We start from the raw sequence: 17,204 nt of genomic DNA, 5'->3' as shown, positions 1-17,204 counted from the left end.
CGGCAGGCCAGACGTGGTATACTTTCGCCCATTCTTTCCTACTGCCGCACTGAAGGAGCTGCAATGACCACGGAAGAGATCATCGCCCACGATGAGCAGTACATTCTTCAGACATACGCCCGCCCGGACTTCGTGATCGAGCGCGGCGAGGGTGTCTATCTCTACGACACCGAGGGCCGTCGCTACCTGGACTGCGTCGCGGGCATTGCGGTGAACGCGCTGGGCTACGGCGACCCCGATGTCGCCGAGGCCATCCGCAGCCAGGCCCAGGGCCTCATCCACGTCTCCAACCTCTACCACACCCGCCAGCAGTCCGACCTGGCCAAGGCGCTGGTCGAGCGCTCGTTCGCCGACCGCGTGTTCTTCTCCAACAGCGGCACCGAGGCGGTCGAGGGCGCGCTGAAGCTGGCCCGCAAGGTGCAGTACGAGCGCCACATCGAGGGCAAGACCACCATCGTGGCCTTCGACGGCAGCTTCCATGGCCGCACCATGGGCGCGGTGGCGGTGACATCGCGCGAGAAGTACCGCCTGCCGTTCGCGCCGGTGATGCCGGGCGTGCGCTTCGCCCGGTTTAACGATATTGACGCGACCGTGGCCGCCATTGGCGACGACGTGTGCGCCGTGGTGCTGGAGCCGATCCAGGGCGAGGGCGGCATCAACGCGGCCACGCCCGAGTTCCTGCGGGCCGTGCGCGAGCGCTGCGACGCGGTGGGCGCGCTGCTGATCTTCGACGAGATCCAGTGCGGCATGGGCCGCACCGGCTCGCTGTGGGCCTACGAAAACTACGGCATCACGCCCGACATCATGACGGTGGCCAAGCCGCTGGGCGGCGGCTTCCCGATCGGCGCGATCCTGATGACCCAGGCCGTGGCCGACGCCATCCATCCCGGCGACCACGGCACCACCTTCGGCGGCGGGCCGTTCGTCACCGCCGTTGCCAAGGTGGTGGTCGACAAGATCGCCGACCCGGCCTTCCTTGAGCACGTGCGCGAGGTGGGAAGCTACCTCGACGAGGCCCTGCACGACCTGCAGGAAGCCCACCCGCGCATCACCGAGATCCGCGGTCGCGGCCTCATCCGCGGCGTGAGGGTGAGTGTCTCGGCGGCGGCGGTGCGCGAGCTTGCCCACGCCGAGGGGCTGCTGCTGGTGACAGCGGGCGACGATGTGCTGCGCATCGTGCCGCCGCTCACGCTGGAGCGCGCGCACGTGGATGAGCTGATCGAGAAGCTGGGCCGCGCTATCGACAACGCCTAGCACAAGAAAGCGGGCGTGATCTGGGCAATCCAGATCACGCCCGCTTTTTTATGTCACACAGCTACTCAGAATCGGTAGGAGCGCTGCCGCAGCGGGGTGTGGAACGCGGGAGCGACATGGCGGCGCGGGCGCAGCGCCAGCGTGATCAGCAGGCCCGCCACGAAGCCGCAGATATGCGCCCAGTAGGCCACCCCGCCGCCGCTCATCTGGCCCAGCGACTGGATGGCCGGGCTCAGCTGGGTGACAAACCACAGGCCCAGCATCAGCCATGCGGGCACCCCAAAGCTGCCGGACAGCAGCGAGAGCGGAAAGAAGAAGATCTGCACTGTGGCGCGCGGGTACATGAGGATGTACGCGCCCATCACCGCGCTGATCGCACCCGATGCGCCCAGGTTGATCACCGGCGAGGTGGGCGCGGTCACATACTGCGCCACAAACGAGAGCGCGCCACAGGCTAGGTAGAACGCCAGATAGCCCAGGTGCCCGTAGGCATCCTCGATATTATCGCCAAACAGCCACAGGAACAGCAGGTTGCCCAGGATATGACCCCAGCCGCCGTGCAGGAACATGGCGGTGAACAGCGTGAGCGGGGCCAGCGGGTCGGCGCTGCCCACCAGAAACGCCGTCAGGCGGACGGGGATGAAGCTCCACTCGACCACAAACGGCGTGCCAAGCCAGATCTGCAGGCCAAAAGCCAGAAAGCACAGCGCGATCAGCGCGCGGTTGACCACCGGCGTGGTGCGCGTGGGGTTATCGTCGCGGACGGGCAGAAAAAACATATCGACCTCTCAGGGTAGATAGCAGCTCTGCCGCACGCTAGTGCAGTATCTATGCCACAGAAAAAGGCGGCGGGATGTGCTCCCGCCGCCTTCTTAAGCTACGAAACGCTCGGTGCTAGACCAGCAGCGTCATCGGCGTCTCAAGCAGCTTGCGCAGCTCCTGGAGGAACTGGGCCGCCGTCGCGCCGTCGGCCACGCGGTGATCAGCCGAGACCGTGACGTTCATGATCTGGCCAACCACAATCTCGCCGTCGCGCACCACCGGCACCTGGCGCACCGCGCCGATGGCCAGCGAGGCCGACTGGGGCACGCTGATGATCGAGGCAAACTCGACCACATCGAACATGCCCAGGTTGGTGGTCTGGAACGTCGCGCCCTCAAGATCGCTCTGCTTGGCCTTGCCATCGCGGGCGCGGCCAGCCATGCCGCGAACCTCGTCGCTGATCGCGCCGATGCTCTTCTTGTCGGTGTCGCGCACCACCACGGCCATCAGGCCGCCGTCGGTGGCCACCGCCACGCTCACGTTGATCGGCTCGTGGGTGACGATGCCGTACTGGCCATCGGCCATCTGGGTGAAGCTGCTGTTCAGCGCCGGGAACTTCTTCAGCGCCTTGCCAGCGGCCTTGACCACCAGGTCGTTGACCGAGATCTTGGCGGTGCCGGTGTCGTTGATCTGCTTGCGCAGCGCCATCGCGGCCCCCATGTCCACCTCGGCGGTCACGTAGATGTGCGGCACGCCGACCTTGGATGCCATCATGGCGTTGGCGATCGCCTTGCGCATGCGGCTGAGCGGCTCGGCCTCGCCGGCCACCTTGGGCACGACGGGGGCAGCCGGGGCGGCGGCAGGCGCGGCGGGCGCAGGCGCGGCAGCCGGGGCGGCAGCAGGCGCAGCAGCCGAGGCGGCTGGCTTCTGCTGGGCAAACGCCTCCACATTCTCCTTGATCACACGGCCGCCGGGGCCGGTGCCCTGGATCTGGCTCAGATCGATGCCCAGCTCGTCAGCCATGCGCTTGGCCAGCGGCGAGGCCTTGACCTTGCCGTTGCCATTGCTGCTGGCCTCGGCCACCGGCGCGGCGGGGGCGGCGGCGGCAGGTGCGGCGGACTCGGCGGGCGCAGGCGCGGCGGCGGGCGCAGCCGGGGCCGGGGCGGCGGCGGGCGCGCCCGGCTCGCTGCCGATCATGCCAATCACCTCGCCGATCGGCACAAGCTGGCCCTCCTTCACGCGGATCTCCTGAAGATAGCCGCTCTCGAAGGCCTCCAGCTCCATCGTCGCCTTATCGGTCTCGATCTCGGCGATGATATCGCCCTTCTCAATTTTATCGCCCAGCTTCTTCAGCCAGCGCCCGATCGAACCCTCGGACATTGTATCGCTGAGCCGCGGCATGGTCAGTTCTGCCACTGCGGTGCTCCTTTCAAAAAAGCCCGCTGGCGCGATTCCATTCCGCGCCAGCTTCTTCATTGGGCTTTGCTATTTTACTTCCCCTTCTTCGAGCCGCGCAACACCTTGTAGATGTTGGTGATGAGATCCTGCGCGTTCGGCTTAGTAGCGCGCGAAAGATGCTCGGCGTAGGGGAGCGGCACTTCCAGGCCAGCGACGCGGAGCACCGGGGCGTCAAGGTAGTCGAACGCCTCTTCCTGGATGACCGACGACACCTCGGCACCAATGCCGTAGGACCGCCAGTCCTCCTCGACCACGATGGCGCGGCCAGTCTTCTTGACCGACTCGATAATCGTCGGGCGGTCGAGCGGGCGCAGCGAGCGCAGGTCGACAACCTCGACGCTGATGCCCTCTTTCTCAAGCTGCTGGGCCACCTGCATGGCCAGCACGGTCATACGCGAGTAGGCCACAATCGTCACATCGGTGCCCTGGCGCTTGACCTCGGCCTTGCCGATCGGCACGGTGAAGTCGTCGTTCTCGGGAACCTCGCCCTTGGTGTCGTAGAGCGGCAGGCTCTCGATGAAGATCACCGGGTCGTCGTCGCGGATGGCAGCGCGCAGCAGGCCCTTGGCGTCGTAGGGGGTAGAAGGGGCCACGACCTTGAGGCCGGGGCAGTAGGCAAACCAGTTCTCGAAGCTCTGCGAGTGGGTCGCGGCCAGCTGGCCCATACCGCCCGAGGGCGTGCGGATCACCAGCGGCACCTTCGACTGCCCGCCGAACATGTAGTGGATCTTCGAGGCGTGGTTGACCACCTGATCGATCGCGACCAGGATGAAGTTGATCGTCATGATCTCGACCACGGGGCGGATGCCCAGCATGGCCGCGCCGGTGGCCAGGCCCACGAAGCCCAGCTCGGCGATCGGCGTGTCCACCACGCGCTTGGGGCCAAACTCGGAGAGCAGGCCCTCGGTGATGCGGTATGAGCCTTGGAACTTGCCGATCTCCTCGCCCATCAGGACTACGTTCGGGTCGCGGGCAAGCTCCTCGCCCAGGGTGTCGTTGAGCGCTTGTCGGTAGGTGATAACTGGCATGATCTAGTGCCCTCCGTTCAGGCGGGCCTCAAACAGCTCGCGCTCGGCGTCGCTGATTGTATTCGGCACCTCGGTCGCATACATGAACTTGTACATATCTTCCATCTTGGGCGCGGGGCTCTTGTCGGCAAAGTCGATCGCGTCCTGCACGTCCTTCTCGATCTGCTCGGCCTGCGCATCCAGCCAGGCCTGATCGACCACGCCCGCGTCCAGCAGCTGCTTCTCGTAGCGGCTGATCGGGTCGAACTTCAGGCGGTTGGCCTTGACCTCGGCCTGGTCGCGGTAGCGATCCGAGTCGATCACCGAGTGGCCGATGAAGCGGAAGCTGACCACATCCAGGATGGCCGGCTCGCCGTTCTTCTCGGCGCGCTCGCGCAGGCGGTGCACCGCGTCGCGCACGGCCAGCACATCGGTGCCATCCACGCGCTCGCCGTGGATGCGGAACGAGATGCCCTTCTTCCACAGGTCGGGCTCCGACGAGTGCTCCTCGACCGTGGTGCCCATGCCAAAGCCGTTGTTGACGATGAAGAACAGGATCGGCAGCTTGTAGAGCGCCGCCAGGTTCAGCGACTCGTACCACGCGCCGATGTTGGTGGTGCTGTCGCCCACCTGGGCCAGCACCACGCCCGGCTCTTCCTTGTAGCGCAGGGCGTAGGCCGCGCCAGTGGCCAGCGGCACCTGGCCGCCCACGATGCCGTAGCCGCCCATGAAGTGGCGGCTGGCGTCGAAGAGGTGCATCGAGCCGCCGCGCCCGCCCGAGACGCCCGTCTCGCGGCCAAACAGCTCGGCCATCACCGGGCCTGGCTCTGCGCCGCGCGCGATGATGTAGCCGTGCTCGCGGTAGTTGGTGAAGATATAGTCTTCCTGCTGCAGCGCGGTCATCAGGCCCACGATCGTGGCCTCTTCGCCAAGGTTCAGGTGGCAGTAGCCGCCGATCTTGGCCTTGGTGTACATCTCGCGTGTGCGCTCCTCAAAGCGGCGCAGCAGCAGCATCATGGTGTAGTGCTGCTTTAGCTCCTCGGGGTTTTCCTTGGCGATGTCGTAGGTGACGGGGGCGTAGCCCTCGTCGTTGAGTACGACACCATTGAGGGCACCGTTTTTTGCGGCGGCCTTGGCCTTCTTGGTATCGGTCATCCCTTTGAGACTCCTTACATCCTCCCTCGCTGTGCAGCTCCGCTATGCGGTATATAGCCCACGTAGAGGAAAGAGACTTTCAGAATGGTCTATTGCCATTTGCCGATGCGACAAGGCATGCGACAAAGGTCCGGCCATATATTGCAGGGGCGGCGGCATCGCATCCCCAGGTCGACACAATCAATACCGATAGAGCCACGGCGGCGTAGGCTGCCCTCGGCTCGTACCCTTCGCTCTATGCAGTTTCTCCGCCATCGCTGGCGAACAAGCGCCTGCACTACGCCTTATACGTTGCAAACCTACCGCTGGTTCTCGATCACCGCGACCAATTCTACCAGCGAGAGCCGCGACGGCGATCGCGGCGGCGACTTGGCGGTGCCGCACAGCAGCAGCCGCCGATTGGGGTGCAGGTACCAGTCGGCCCCCGCATCGATCACGCACAGCTCGGCGTAGACCCGCGAGAGGTCGACCGCCGAACGCGACTGCGCCGCGATGCCCATCCAGCCACGCGCGTCGCGGTAGGCGTAGAGCACCGCCCCGTAGCTGTAGGCCATGGTACTCGATCCGCCTGTCTCGCTCTCGACGGCGATGCCCATGCCCCAGGGTGTATCGAACTCGATCCGCTGGGCGAAGGCCTGCAGCGCCTGGGCCTGGCACTGCTCGTAGCGATACCAGGCATCCAGATTAGGCAGCATGGCCGCCACCACCTCCGCAGGGGAATCGGGGTAGATCTGGTTGTAGCCCGCGATCAGCGCGGTGACGTTCAGGCAGCTTGGGTCGCTGCTGGTCTGGCGCGCGTTGTCGATCTGGCAGACATGATAGACGATCTTTTTGATCGCGGTGTCGTTGGGGATGAAGGCGCGCCGAACAAGCTCTGCGGCGCAGAGCTCGGTGGAGGAACGCTGATGATGGTCAAATCGGCCACCGCCGGTGTCAACGTGTATAACGGAGGGGTTTGAGTCTGCGGGAAAACCGCCAAGGGTCTGACCCGATGGCACAAACTGTAGCTCGGCACCTTCGGCGTTGGCAAAGCGTTTGAGGAGCCAGATCGCAGTGATGCAATCCAGATCCGGGGCGAAATGCCCCACAAGTACGCTAGGCTGCTCCACAACCGACCAAAACTCTTTCCAGGTGCCTGCGGCGCGAGGCACGGTGCGCGGCACGCGCACCGATGGTGAAGCTGAAGAGTGCGCTGTGACCAAAAGCACAAATTATGTGAAAAGTATAACAGAAAGAAAAAGGTCATGCAAACCGGGTAGCAGGCTATAACGTTGTTTGTGCCATGTGAGCATATTGTTAGATTCCCAGCATACCACCGCGAAATTCGGTATAGTGTGTACCAAACACCAAAACATCTCATCCGCGCCAAGGAACCCGCCGCCATGCACGTCCTGCTTATCATCGCCCGCTGCCTCGCCCTGCTGACCATCTGCCTTGGCATGGCCACCCTGCCAAGCGATAAAGAGGAGCCGATCGGCCTGTACCGCGTGATGGGCGATATTCGCGAGATCCCCATGCCCCGAAGCACGGTGCTGGAGGGCGTGGGCAACGGCTTTGTCGAGATCACCGCCAACCCTGGGCAGGTGGGCGAGCTGCGCGCCCAGGGCTACGTGGTGGAGGCGCAGCCCCAGCCCAAGGTGGCGGTGGACAGCGGCTACCACACCTACGCGGCCATGGCCGACGACATCGCCGCGGTCGCCGCCGCCCACCCCGGCATCGTCAGCACCTTCAGCATCGGCACATCCTACCAGGGCCGCGCGCTGCTGGCCGCCAAGCTGAGCGACAACGTGGCCAGCGACGAGCAGGAGCCAGAGGTGCTGCTGGTGGGCCACTACCACGCGCGCGAGCACCTGACTGTCGAGATGATGCTGGCAAGCCTCCACATGCTGGTCGACGGCTATGGCACAGCCGATCACGCCAGCATCGACCAGCTGGTGAACACCCGCGAGATCTGGCTGGTGTTCGACATGAACCCCGACGGCGGCGAGTACGACATCACCGGCGACATCTACCGCAACTGGCGCAAAAACATGCAGCCCAGCGGATGCGGCTATAGCGACAGCGGCTATGGCTACGGCTCCGGCATCGACCTCAACCGCAACCACAGCTACCGCTGGGGCTACGACGACGGCGGCTCCTCGGGAGACCTATGCAGCGAGACCTACCGCGGCCCAAATGCGGCCAGCGCCGCCGAGGTGGCCGCGCTTGAGCAGTTCGTGTCCAGCCGCGTGGTGGGCGGCACCCAGCAGATCACCGCCGCGATCTCGTTCCACACCTACGGCGAGCTGGTGCTGTGGCCCTATGGCTACACCACCAGCACCACCCCCGAGGACATGCCCGCCGCCGACGCCGAGGCGCTGGCTGCGCTAGGCCAGGCCATGGCCGCCGCCAACGGCTACACCGCCGAGCAGGCCAGCGCGCTCTACCCCACCAACGGCGATTTTAGCGACTGGGCCTATGGCAGCCAGCACATCTTTGGCTACACCTTCGAGATGAGCGGCTATCATAATGGCACGTTCTACGGCTTCTACCCGCCCAGCGCCGCCATCAAAAGCGAGACCGCGCGCAATCGCGAGGCGGTGCTGCTGCTCATCCGGCACGCGGGGTGCCCCTACGGGCTTATCGGGCAGGCGGCCAGCTACTGCGCCACCGCCCCCTACGAGCCACAGCAGAGCACATGGCTGCCGATCATAGCGCACTAGAGTAGCAGCAGGAAGGCGTACAATAGCCAGGCGAATGCCATTCTGCTTATGGTGAGAAAGATATGACCACAACAAAAGCGGCGGCCCAGATCAGCGATAGCATCGCAGCGCGGTACGAGACCTATATCGAGGAGCTGCGCCAGCTGTGCGCGATCGAGTGCCCGACCACATCGAAGGCCGGGGTGGATGCGGCGGGCGCGTGGGTACGCAGCTGGGTGGCGCGACGCGGCTGGGAGCTGCGCCGCTTCCCGCAGGCCGAGGTGGGCGATGGCCTGACGGCCACGCTGCGAGGCGGCAGGCCCGGCGGGCTGCGCGTGCTGCTGGCCGCCCACCTCGACACGGTCTACCCGGTGGGCGTGGCGGCCGCGCGCCCCATGCGCCAGGAGGGCGACAAGATCCTCGGCCCCGGCGCAGCCGACAACAAGAGCGGCCTGCTCTCCAGCCTCTACGCCATGGCCGCGCTGGAGGACTGCGGGATGCTGGCCCCCTTCGAGAAGATCACGCTGATGTGCGGCGGCGACGAGGAGACCGAGATGCAGGCCTCGCTCGCCCTGATGCGCGAGCTTGCCCCCGAGCACGACATCGCCCTGGTGATGGAGGCAGGCCGCGAGAACGGCGACATCGTCGGGGCGCGCAAGGGCAACGGCCAGTTCGTGTTCGAGGTGCACGGGCGCTCGGCCCACGCGGGCGTAGAGCCGCACAAGGGGGCCAATGCCATTCTGGCCCTGGCCCAGAAGATCATCGCGCTCCAGCTGCTCAATGGCATGCGCCCCGGCGTCACCCTCAACGTGGGCGTGATCGCGGGCGGCACCGTGCCCAACAGCATCGCCGACTACGCCAAGGCCATCATCGACGTGCGGCTCAGCGACCCGGCGGACATGGGGCCGGTGGGCGACGCCATCGCCCAGATCGCCCAGGCCCAGCATGTGCCCGGCACCACCACCGTCGTCTCCGACGGCTGGCACTTCCCGCCCATGGCGCGCACCCCCGAGATCGCCGCCCTGGCCGAGATCGCAGGCCAGGCCGCCGCCGAGCTCGGCTTCCAAGTGCGCGACGCGGCCACTGGCGGCATCTCCTACGCCAATAGCTTCGCCACCCTGGGCCTGCCGGTGCTGGATGGCCTGGGGCCGGTGGGCGGGCAAGACCACAGCCCCAGCGAGTACATCCTGGCCAGCAGCATCGTGCCGCGCACCGCGCTGCTGGCCCTGCTGATGCTGCGTGCCGCCGAGCGCCGCTAGCACAGAGCACAAGGGGCGCGGCCTAGGCCGTGCCCCTTGTGCTCCAACTGCGTTATGTCACATCTAGAAGGTTGAGGAGATATTCGGGGTGTGAATAGAGAGCTGCGGCTCGGCTACAGTCGGCAGCGTAAAGTAAAATGTGGTGCCCACGCCGACCTCGCTCTCGAACCAGATCTTGCCGCCGTGGTGCTCGACGAGGTGCCGCGTGATGTGCAGCCCCAGCCCGGTGCCGTTGATCCCACGCTGCTTTGCCCCCTTGGCGCGAAAAAACTTATTGAACAGCATCAGCTGCTGATCCGGCTCGATCCCATAGCCATTATCGCTCACGCTAATGCGGATAAACTGATCGCTCAGCTCATCCCGCGCTGCGCTGATCCGAATCAGCCCACCGCCGGGGGTATATTTGCACGCATTGCTCAGCAGATTCGTCATGATCTGAATAATTCGCCGCCGATCGCCCCAGATAAACGGCAGATCCTGCGGCAGATCGTGCACAACGGTATGCTGATAGTTATTGATAATGCTATCGGTCGAGCGCAGCACCTGAGACACAACCTCATCCAGATTGACGTAGTTGAAATCAAGCTCGAACTGATCGGTCTCGATGCGCGCCGCATCGCTCAGATCGGTAACCAGCATCACCAGCGAGTCGATATTGGAGCGTATGTTCGAGATGTACTCCTCGACGGTCGGGGTGAGCTGCCCAGCAAAGCCCATGCTCATCAGGTCGGTGTAGCCGCGGATGGCGGCCATCGGCGTCTTCAGCTCGTGCGAGACAAACGAGATAAACTCGGTCTTGGCCACATTTGCATCCTCGGCATCCTGCTTGGCGTGGGCGATCTGGGCGATCAGATCCGACTGTGCATCGTACATGGCGCGCAGCGCGGTCTCGGTGCGCTTGCGGTCGGTCACATCGTGGAACACCGCCACATGGCCGCGCAGCCGCCCGCCCTGCCGCAGCAGCGGCGTGAGGCGAATGTCGAAGTGGCGCTGCTCGCCCTCGTACTCTAGCGCGATCTCGCTATGCTCCTGCTGCACGATCTGGCCCCACCAGGGCAGCACATTGGTGATGTAGTGCCCCACCAGCAGTGTGCCTTCCTGGCCAAGGATCGGCGCGGTGCTGGTGTTGGTGGTGGCGATCCGGCCATGGGCATCCAGCACGATCACCGGATCGTGCATACCATCGACGATCAGCTTGTAGGCGATCGGGCCGATATGAAACATCTGAAAGCCAAAGATACTCCATGTGAACACAAAGGCGCTGACCGCAAAGGCAAAGGGGGTAAGATCGAGCTGCGGGATGGGGCTGAATCCAGCGATATAGATCACATTGCCGATAAAGGGCGTGATGCCGCCGATGATCATGGCGATCGTCTGATAGCGGTAGCGCCTGAGCACTGGCCGAGGCGAGCGAAACAGCGCGCTGGTGCCGATCAGCAGCGCGACGTAGGAGTAGATGGTGTGCACCCAGAAATATGGACCACGTGTGACGATCAGCGCGGGGAAGGTGCCGCGCCGAGGGGCGATGACGGTGGTCCAGTGCAGATGATGAAGGTCATTTGTCCAGATCACCAAGATCGTTATGGTGGGAATGATGCAGAGGAGAGCGATAGTGCGGCTGGTGAGAAACCTTGAGTTGATATAGCTCAGGCCAAAGACCATCCAGATGATCGGCATGATCGCGACCACCGAGATCTGCAGCTTGGCCCAGAACAGCTTCACCGCGAATGCCTGGGAGAGCAGCTCGAAGCTGTAGCCAAACGTCCACAGCGCGATGCCGATGGTGAGCAGGCTAAATGGTAAGACGGTGGGGGTATGACGCAGCGGCAGCGTGTAGGTGGTTAGGAGCAGCATTACTGCTGTGATGGTGAACAGCAAAATTGTGGCGGGCAGAAGCATGTTCATGGGCGTCAGCAGCTTGGCATATATGGGTAAACCAGCAGAGGTTTTGTCACAGTACGATAGGATTCTAACATGGTGCTATAACGTATAGGGGAAACCGATCTGCGTTAGTTCGATAGCATTATGGTGACAGAACGGCTGGTTTTATGCGCCAAGATCTGTGTGTAGATGGTTATACCTAGATTACGCGGGGTAGATGTGCTGTTAGGCTGGTGATTATCGAGAAGATTATCGCATTTCGATTGCAACTGTGTGAATCTTGGAAAGAATATATCTTTTTAAGAAAGAACGCCTTCTTAAACACATTTTGCACATAGAACTACAGGAGATAGCATGGCATAGGAAAGGGCGATGATGCAGATCATCGCCCTTTGGGTAGCGCTATGGCTTGCCATTCTTCTGGCGCTGCTTTTGGAACTTGTGCATCGAGCGGCCCCACTCCTTGCCCTGCTGCCTGCGCAGGTCTTTGGTGGTCTGGGCCTTGTCCGACTGCTTGGTTATCTGCTGAAAGGTCGGCTCGGCATCGCCGTCATCCCATGATTCGGGGTCGTACTGATGCGGCTTGATAGAAGCCATCGCGGGGTTCTCCTTGTGCTGGTGGTGGTTGGCAAACGTTGGTCTGCCGCTAGCCAGCGCCGGAAACCCGCATATGCGGCGGCGAGGCTAGCGGTGGCTTCTCACCGATGTCATCGCAGTTGTGGCATACATGGGTCTACCCTCCTTATTCTTGCTCTTGGCTCTATCGCCTGTGGGCTGAGTGTAGCATATGGGGCCGCCGCGCAGATCGTACGAGGGACGGATGGCGTTCCAGTGGGGGTTATGGTATACTTTTTGGCGCAATAGCGCCATGCTGGGAGTAGTAGGCACCCTTTGCAGAGAGCAGCCGGATGGTGCGAGGCTGCGCGCCCTGCCGAACTCGCCCGGCGGCTGTGCCAGCACAGCGGTGGCCTGGGGTGCGCCCCCTACAGCGCGCGCGAGGGCAGCGGGCCGTGGCCACCTGCCGAAGCGGGGTGGTACCACGAGGCGCTCGCCTTCGTCCCGGCGCGGGGCGGGGGCTTTTTTTATAGCTTGGGCTGGCATGTACCAATCCTACGCCGCAATCTACGATCTGGCCCAGCAGGGCCGCCTGGGCGAACTGCTGGCCTACCGCGCCCTGGCATGGCTGGCCACGCAGGGCCACGGCCCCTGGCGCGCGCTCGACCTGGCCTGCGGCACTGGCGCCGCCGCCCTAGCGCTGGCCCGCGCCGGCTGCCATGTGCTGGGCGTCGACCGCTCGGCGGCGATGCTGGGCGTGGCCCAGGCCAAGGCCCAGGGCCAGCGCACCCCGGCGCAATGGCTGGAGCGCGACATCTGCGCGCTGGAGGACGAGCGCAGCATCGAGCCGGGGTCGTACGACCTGGCCACCTGCCTGACCGACAGCGTGAACTATGTGCTGGACGAGCAGGCGCTGGCCGGGCTGTTTCGCGGGGCCGCGCGGGCGCTGCGCCCCGGCGGGCGGCTGCTGTTCGACCTGAACACCGAGGCCGAGTACGCCACCTGGCCCGACCGCGACGTGCTGGCCTACAGCAGCGGCGATCTTCTGCTCTACCAGCGCTTGCGTTATAATCAGCGCACGCGCCTGGGCACCGGCAAGATCGGCTGGTTCGTGCGCGAGATCGACCGCTGGTGGCGCGGCGAGGAGACCCACACCCAGCGCGCCTGGCGGCCCGCCGAGATCGCGGCGGCGCTGGACGCGGCGGGGCTGTGCATCCTCAGCTGCGAGCCCACCGAGGGCAGCCTGGATGGGCGGCGGGCCACCTACTGGTGCGAGAGGCGCACCGAAAGAAGCGAAACAAAATGATGATGGCAAGCGCACACACGCCATTTGAATATGCCGCCTGGGCCAGCCACCAGACCCTAGCCGCAGCGCGGGGCGCGCAGCATGGGCTGTGGCCATGGGCCGCAGGGGCCGACGTGTGTCTGCTTTTCTACGCTATATCTGTCAGCAGGAGCTTTTGCAATGACTGAGCCAACCGCCAAGAACCGAGGCGATCGCTTCGACCCAGCCATCGAGCCGAAGTGGCGCGAGTTCTGGGCCAACAACGGTATCTTCCGCGCCGACCGCCGCCACGATGCGCCGCGCCGCTATATTCTGGAGATGTTCCCCTACCCCAGCGGCGACCTGCACGTGGGCCACCTGAAGAACTATGTGATCGGCGACGCCCTGACACGCTACTATGTGGCGCGCGGGTTCAACGTGATGCACCCCTTCGGCTGGGACGCCTTCGGCCTGCCCGCCGAGAACGCCGCGATCAAGCGCAAGATTAACCCCGCCGACTGGACCTACAGCAACATCGCCGAGAGCAAGCGCTCGCTGGACATCGCCGGGATCATGTACGAGTGGGAGCGCGAGGTCACCACCTGCGCCCCCGACTACTACCGCTGGAACCAGTGGCTGTTCCAGCTGCTGTACAAGAAGGGCCTGGCCTACCGCGCCAAGTCGCTGGTGAACTGGGACCCGGTGGACCAGACGGTGCTGGCCAACGAGCAGGTGGACAGCGAGGGCCGCTCGTGGCGCTCGGGCGCAAAGGTGGAGAAGCGCGAGCTGGAGCAGTGGTTCTTCAAGATCACCGCCTACGCCGATCGGCTGCTGGCCGACCTGGACAAGCTGGAGCACTGGCCCGAGCGCGTGCGCACCATGCAGCGCAACTGGATCGGCAAGAGCGAGGGCGCCGAGGTGGTGTTCACCACCGAGCAGGGCGGCACGATCACTGTGTTCACCACCCGCCCCGACACGCTGTGGGGTGCGACCTTCATGGTGCTGGCCCCCGAGCACCCGCTGGTGCCCGCGCTGGCCGCCGCCGAGAAGAAGGCCGAGATCGACGCCTACATCGCCCAGGCCAAAATGCAGAGCGAGATTGACCGCTCCAGCACCACCAAGGAGAAGACCGGCGTCTTCATCGGCGCGTACGCCACCAACCCCGTGAACGGCGCGCAGATCCCGATCTGGATCGCCGACTATGTGATGATGGGCTACGGCACCGGCGCGATCATGGCCGTGCCCGCCCACGACCAGCGCGACTTCGATTTCGCGCGCAAGTTCGGCCTGCCGATCAAGGTGGTGGTGCAGCCCGAGGGCCAGAGCATCGACCCCGACACCCTGGCCGAGGCATGGCCCGACGAGGGCGTGATGGCCAACTCTGGCCCGCTGGATGGCATCCCCGCCGGTAAGGGCGAGGGCCAAAGCGTCAAAGCCGCGATCGCGTGGCTGGAGGCCCAGGGCAAGGGCAAGGGCACCACCACCTACCGCCTGCGCGACTGGCTGATCTCGCGCCAGCGCTACTGGGGCACGCCCATCCCCATGATCCACCGCGAGGACGGCTCGATCGTGCCCGTGCCCGAGGAGCAGCTGCCCGTGGTGCTGCCCAAGATCGACGACTACCTGCCCAAGGGCCGCTCGCCGCTGGCCTCGGCGGAGGACTGGGTGAACGTGGCCGACCCCGAGACGGGCAGGCCCGCCCGCCGCGACACCGACACCATGGACACCTTCGTGGACTCGTCGTGGTACTACCTGCGCTTCTGCGACGCCAAGAACGAGCAGGAGATCTTCTCGAAGGATGCCGCCACCCGCTGGATGCCGGTCGACCAGTACATCGGCGGCATCGAGCACGCCATCCTGCACCTGCTGTACTCGCGCTTCATCACCAAGGTGCTGTACGACGAGGGCCTGGTGCCCGTAGATGAGCCGTTCGAGAACCTGTTCACCCAGGGCATGGTGCAGCGCCGCGTGCGCACCGCGCTGGATGTGGATGGCGACAAGCTGCGCTTCCCCGAGGAGCTGGCCCGCAAGCTGGAGCTGCCGCGCGAGCCGCAGGGGGTGGATGAGGCCCGCGCCGCGCTGCGGCGCAGTGGCTACGCCTTGGAGCAGAACGGTACGACCTACGAGGCGGTCAGCGGCCCCGTGACCATGTCGAAGAGCGCCGGAAACGGCATCCCGGTCGGCCCGTTCGTGCGCCAGTACGGATCGGACGTGGCCCGCGTGGTGGTGCTGTTCGCCGCGCCGCCCGAGAACAGCATGGAGTGGACCGACGAGGGCGTGGCGGGCGCGCAGCGCTTCCTGAACCGCATTGTGGCGCTGTACGCTCAGACCGCGCAGGATCTGGCGAGCATCCCCGCCGCCGCGGCGCTGGACGCGGCCAGCCTGGACGCCGCGGACAAGGCGCTGTACCGCCGCCTGCACGAGACGGTGAAGAAGGTGACCCAGGACACCGAGCAGTTCCACTTCAACACCGCGATCGCGGCCCTGATGGAGCTGCTGAACGACGTGTACCGCTACCGCGCCGAGCGCGCCGAGGTCTCGCCCGTGCTGGCCAAGGTGCTGCGCGCCCTGCCCGCGCTGCTGTCGCCCTTCGCGCCCCACCTGGCCGAGGAGCTGCACACCCAGATCGGCGGCCAGGGCAGCGTCTACGACGCGGGCTGGCCCGAGGCCGACGAGGCCGCGCTGGTGCAGGAGGAGGTCGAGGTGGTGCTGCAGGTGAACGGCAAGACTCGCGGGCGTATCAGCGTGCCCGCTGGCGCGGATGAGCAGCAGCTGCGCGAGTGGGCGCTGTCCAACGAGCGTGTGCAGGGCTTCACCGAGGGCAAGCAGATCCGCAAGGTGATCGTGGTGCCCGGCCGCCTGGTGAACGTGGTGGTGTAGCGCCACCCCAACAGCGTCGTAACGCGGCAGAACGGCGAAGAGCTGGGTCTCTTCGCCGTTCCGCTGCCTGAAAGGATACAAGCGATGCCTCCACAACGGCGGCAGCGGCAGTCGCCCGCCGCGAAGACAAGCTGGGACGGCGTGGCCGAGTGGTACCGCGGCATGGTGGGCGAGGGCGGCCACAAGTTCCACCGCCGCCTGGCCATCCCCGCGCTGCTGGGCCTGCTGGCCCCCCAGCCCGGCGAGGCCGTGATCGACATCGGCTGCGGGCCTGCCCCGCTCGCGCCCTTCGTGGCCGAGGCGGGGGCCAGCTACACCGGCGTGGACGCCAGCCCGCGCCTGCTGGATGCGGCCCGCGAGCACCACGGCGGCGCTGGCACCTTCCTGCTGGGCGACGCCAGCAAGCTGTGGGCGGTGCGCGGCCTGGGCGCGGGCCAGTTCGACGCGGCCACCTTCCTGCTCAGCATCCAGGACATGGACCCGCTGCCCGAGGTGCTGCGCAGCGCGGCCTGGGCGGTGAAGCCCGGCGGGCGCGTGGTGCTGCTGATGACCCACCCGGCCTTCCGCATCCCCCGCCAGAGCGGCTGGGGCTGGGACGACGAGCGCAAGCTGGAGTACCGCCGCGTGGATCGCTACCTCTCGCCGCTGCACATCCCGCTGCGCGATGGGGCGACCCGCAGCTTCCACCGCCCGCTGAACGCCTACATCAACAGCCTGGCCAACAACGGCCTGTTGACCGAGCGCATGGAGGAGATCGACTCGTACGACGAGCAGGAGGCGGCCTCCAAGCCGCGCGCCGAGAACATCGCCGACCGCGAGATCCCGCTATTCCTCGGCCTGCGGGCGCGCAAGATCGGGTAGGGACGTTTTACCACGAAGACGCGAAGGCGCGAAGATGTGGGTAACGTCTTTTAGATAAACACAAGAAGGCCCCAAGCTCTTTTCAAAGCTTGGGGCCTTTTTTTGATAGAGAGCAATACCAGTTAGGCTATTTTCTTTGCAAAAAAGCTGCCCGCCGTAGCAGACAGCTTTTTCAAAAATAGCGGCA

At 65.1% G+C, this 17,204-nt stretch carries 13 protein-coding genes; 6 read left to right on the top strand and 7 right to left on the bottom strand.

Features of this window, described 5'->3' with window-relative positions:
* Positions 1–63 precede the first annotated feature (63 nt).
* Complete coding sequence (locus F8S13_15280; protein ID KAB8142345.1) at positions 64–1,254, top strand: aspartate aminotransferase family protein; 1,191 nt, start codon at positions 64–66, stop codon at positions 1,252–1,254.
* A 65-nt stretch (positions 1,255–1,319) separates the two neighbouring features.
* Here the strand turns inward: F8S13_15280 and F8S13_15275 are convergent, their stop codons facing one another.
* The 5 genes from F8S13_15275 to F8S13_15255 form a co-directional block, all read right to left on the bottom strand.
* Positions 1,320–2,033 carry a rhomboid family intramembrane serine protease gene (locus tag F8S13_15275; protein ID KAB8142344.1) on the bottom strand — a complete coding sequence of 238 codons (714 nt, stop codon included), beginning with the start codon at positions 2,031–2,033 and terminating at the stop codon, positions 1,320–1,322.
* A 115-nt stretch (positions 2,034–2,148) separates the two neighbouring features.
* Entirely contained in the window at positions 2,149–3,417 is a 1,269-nt protein-coding gene (locus tag F8S13_15270; protein KAB8142435.1) for a 2-oxo acid dehydrogenase subunit E2, read from the bottom strand.
* 89 nt (positions 3,418–3,506) lie between these two features.
* Positions 3,507–4,502: a pyruvate dehydrogenase complex E1 component subunit beta gene (locus F8S13_15265; GenBank protein ID KAB8142343.1), complete on the bottom strand. Its 996-nt coding sequence runs from the start codon at positions 4,500–4,502 to the stop codon at positions 3,507–3,509.
* 3 nt (positions 4,503–4,505) lie between these two features.
* A complete protein-coding gene (gene pdhA, locus F8S13_15260) occupies positions 4,506–5,636 on the bottom strand; it encodes a pyruvate dehydrogenase (acetyl-transferring) E1 component subunit alpha (protein ID KAB8142342.1) in 1,131 nt (376 codons plus the stop codon).
* Positions 5,637–5,935: 299 nt separating this feature from the next.
* Positions 5,936–6,745 (bottom strand): hypothetical protein, encoded by an 810-nt coding sequence (locus F8S13_15255; GenBank protein KAB8142341.1) that lies wholly within the window; start codon positions 6,743–6,745, stop codon positions 5,936–5,938.
* 273 nt (positions 6,746–7,018) lie between these two features.
* Here F8S13_15255 and F8S13_15250 point away from each other — a divergent pair, with 273 nt between their 5' ends.
* Positions 7,019–8,338: a zinc carboxypeptidase gene (locus F8S13_15250; GenBank protein KAB8142340.1), complete on the top strand. Its 1,320-nt coding sequence runs from the start codon at positions 7,019–7,021 to the stop codon at positions 8,336–8,338.
* 62 nt (positions 8,339–8,400) lie between these two features.
* A complete protein-coding gene (locus tag F8S13_15245; GenBank protein KAB8142339.1) occupies positions 8,401–9,576 on the top strand; it encodes a M20 family metallopeptidase in 1,176 nt (391 codons plus the stop codon).
* A gap of 63 nt (positions 9,577–9,639) precedes the next feature.
* On the opposite strand, the gene F8S13_15240 is transcribed toward F8S13_15245, so the two are convergent.
* Together F8S13_15240 and F8S13_15235 are read right to left on the bottom strand one after the other, a co-directional pair.
* The gene (locus tag F8S13_15240) at positions 9,640–11,481 is read right to left on the bottom strand and encodes a PAS domain-containing protein (protein ID KAB8142338.1); all 1,842 of its coding nucleotides are present in this window, start codon (positions 11,479–11,481) and stop codon (positions 9,640–9,642) included.
* A 378-nt stretch (positions 11,482–11,859) separates the two neighbouring features.
* Positions 11,860–12,054, bottom strand: coding sequence for a hypothetical protein (locus F8S13_15235; protein ID KAB8142337.1), 195 nt, complete (start codon positions 12,052–12,054; stop codon positions 11,860–11,862).
* A 190-nt stretch (positions 12,055–12,244) separates the two neighbouring features.
* Between F8S13_15235 and F8S13_15230 the strand changes: the two genes are divergently transcribed.
* From F8S13_15230 to F8S13_15220, 3 genes are all read left to right on the top strand, one after another.
* Entirely contained in the window at positions 12,245–13,318 is a 1,074-nt protein-coding gene (locus tag F8S13_15230) for a class I SAM-dependent methyltransferase (GenBank protein KAB8142336.1), read from the top strand.
* Between the two features lie 159 nt (positions 13,319–13,477).
* Positions 13,478–16,156, top strand: coding sequence for a leucine--tRNA ligase (locus F8S13_15225; protein ID KAB8142335.1), 2,679 nt, complete (start codon positions 13,478–13,480; stop codon positions 16,154–16,156).
* Between the two features lie 84 nt (positions 16,157–16,240).
* Positions 16,241–17,017 (top strand): class I SAM-dependent methyltransferase, encoded by a 777-nt coding sequence (locus tag F8S13_15220; protein KAB8142334.1) that lies wholly within the window; start codon positions 16,241–16,243, stop codon positions 17,015–17,017.
* The last annotated feature ends 187 nt before the right edge of the window (positions 17,018–17,204 follow it).

This window comes from Chloroflexia bacterium SDU3-3, assembly GCA_009268125.1.
GTDB lineage: Bacteria > Chloroflexota > Chloroflexia > Chloroflexales > Roseiflexaceae > SDU3-3.
Note: the sequence above shows the minus strand (reverse complement) of the source record. Positions and strands in the feature narration are given on the sequence as shown.

Coding starts and splice junctions, on each gene's coding strand:
- F8S13_15270 (KAB8142435.1), bottom strand. CDS start 3,417: ATGCCGCGGCTCAGCGATACAATGTCCGAGGGTTCGATCGGGCGCTGG.
- F8S13_15245 (KAB8142339.1), top strand. CDS start 8,401: ATGACCACAACAAAAGCGGCGGCCCAGATCAGCGATAGCATCGCAGCG.
- F8S13_15225 (KAB8142335.1), top strand. CDS start 13,478: ATGACTGAGCCAACCGCCAAGAACCGAGGCGATCGCTTCGACCCAGCC.
- F8S13_15230 (KAB8142336.1), top strand. CDS start 12,245: ATGGGGCCGCCGCGCAGATCGTACGAGGGACGGATGGCGTTCCAGTGG.
- F8S13_15275 (KAB8142344.1), bottom strand. CDS start 2,033: ATGTTTTTTCTGCCCGTCCGCGACGATAACCCCACGCGCACCACGCCG.
- F8S13_15250 (KAB8142340.1), top strand. CDS start 7,019: ATGCACGTCCTGCTTATCATCGCCCGCTGCCTCGCCCTGCTGACCATC.
- pdhA (KAB8142342.1), bottom strand. CDS start 5,636: ATGACCGATACCAAGAAGGCCAAGGCCGCCGCAAAAAACGGTGCCCTC.
- F8S13_15280 (KAB8142345.1), top strand. CDS start 64: ATGACCACGGAAGAGATCATCGCCCACGATGAGCAGTACATTCTTCAG.
- F8S13_15265 (KAB8142343.1), bottom strand. CDS start 4,502: ATGCCAGTTATCACCTACCGACAAGCGCTCAACGACACCCTGGGCGAG.
- F8S13_15240 (KAB8142338.1), bottom strand. CDS start 11,481: ATGAACATGCTTCTGCCCGCCACAATTTTGCTGTTCACCATCACAGCA.
- F8S13_15235 (KAB8142337.1), bottom strand. CDS start 12,054: ATGGCTTCTATCAAGCCGCATCAGTACGACCCCGAATCATGGGATGAC.
- F8S13_15220 (KAB8142334.1), top strand. CDS start 16,241: ATGCCTCCACAACGGCGGCAGCGGCAGTCGCCCGCCGCGAAGACAAGC.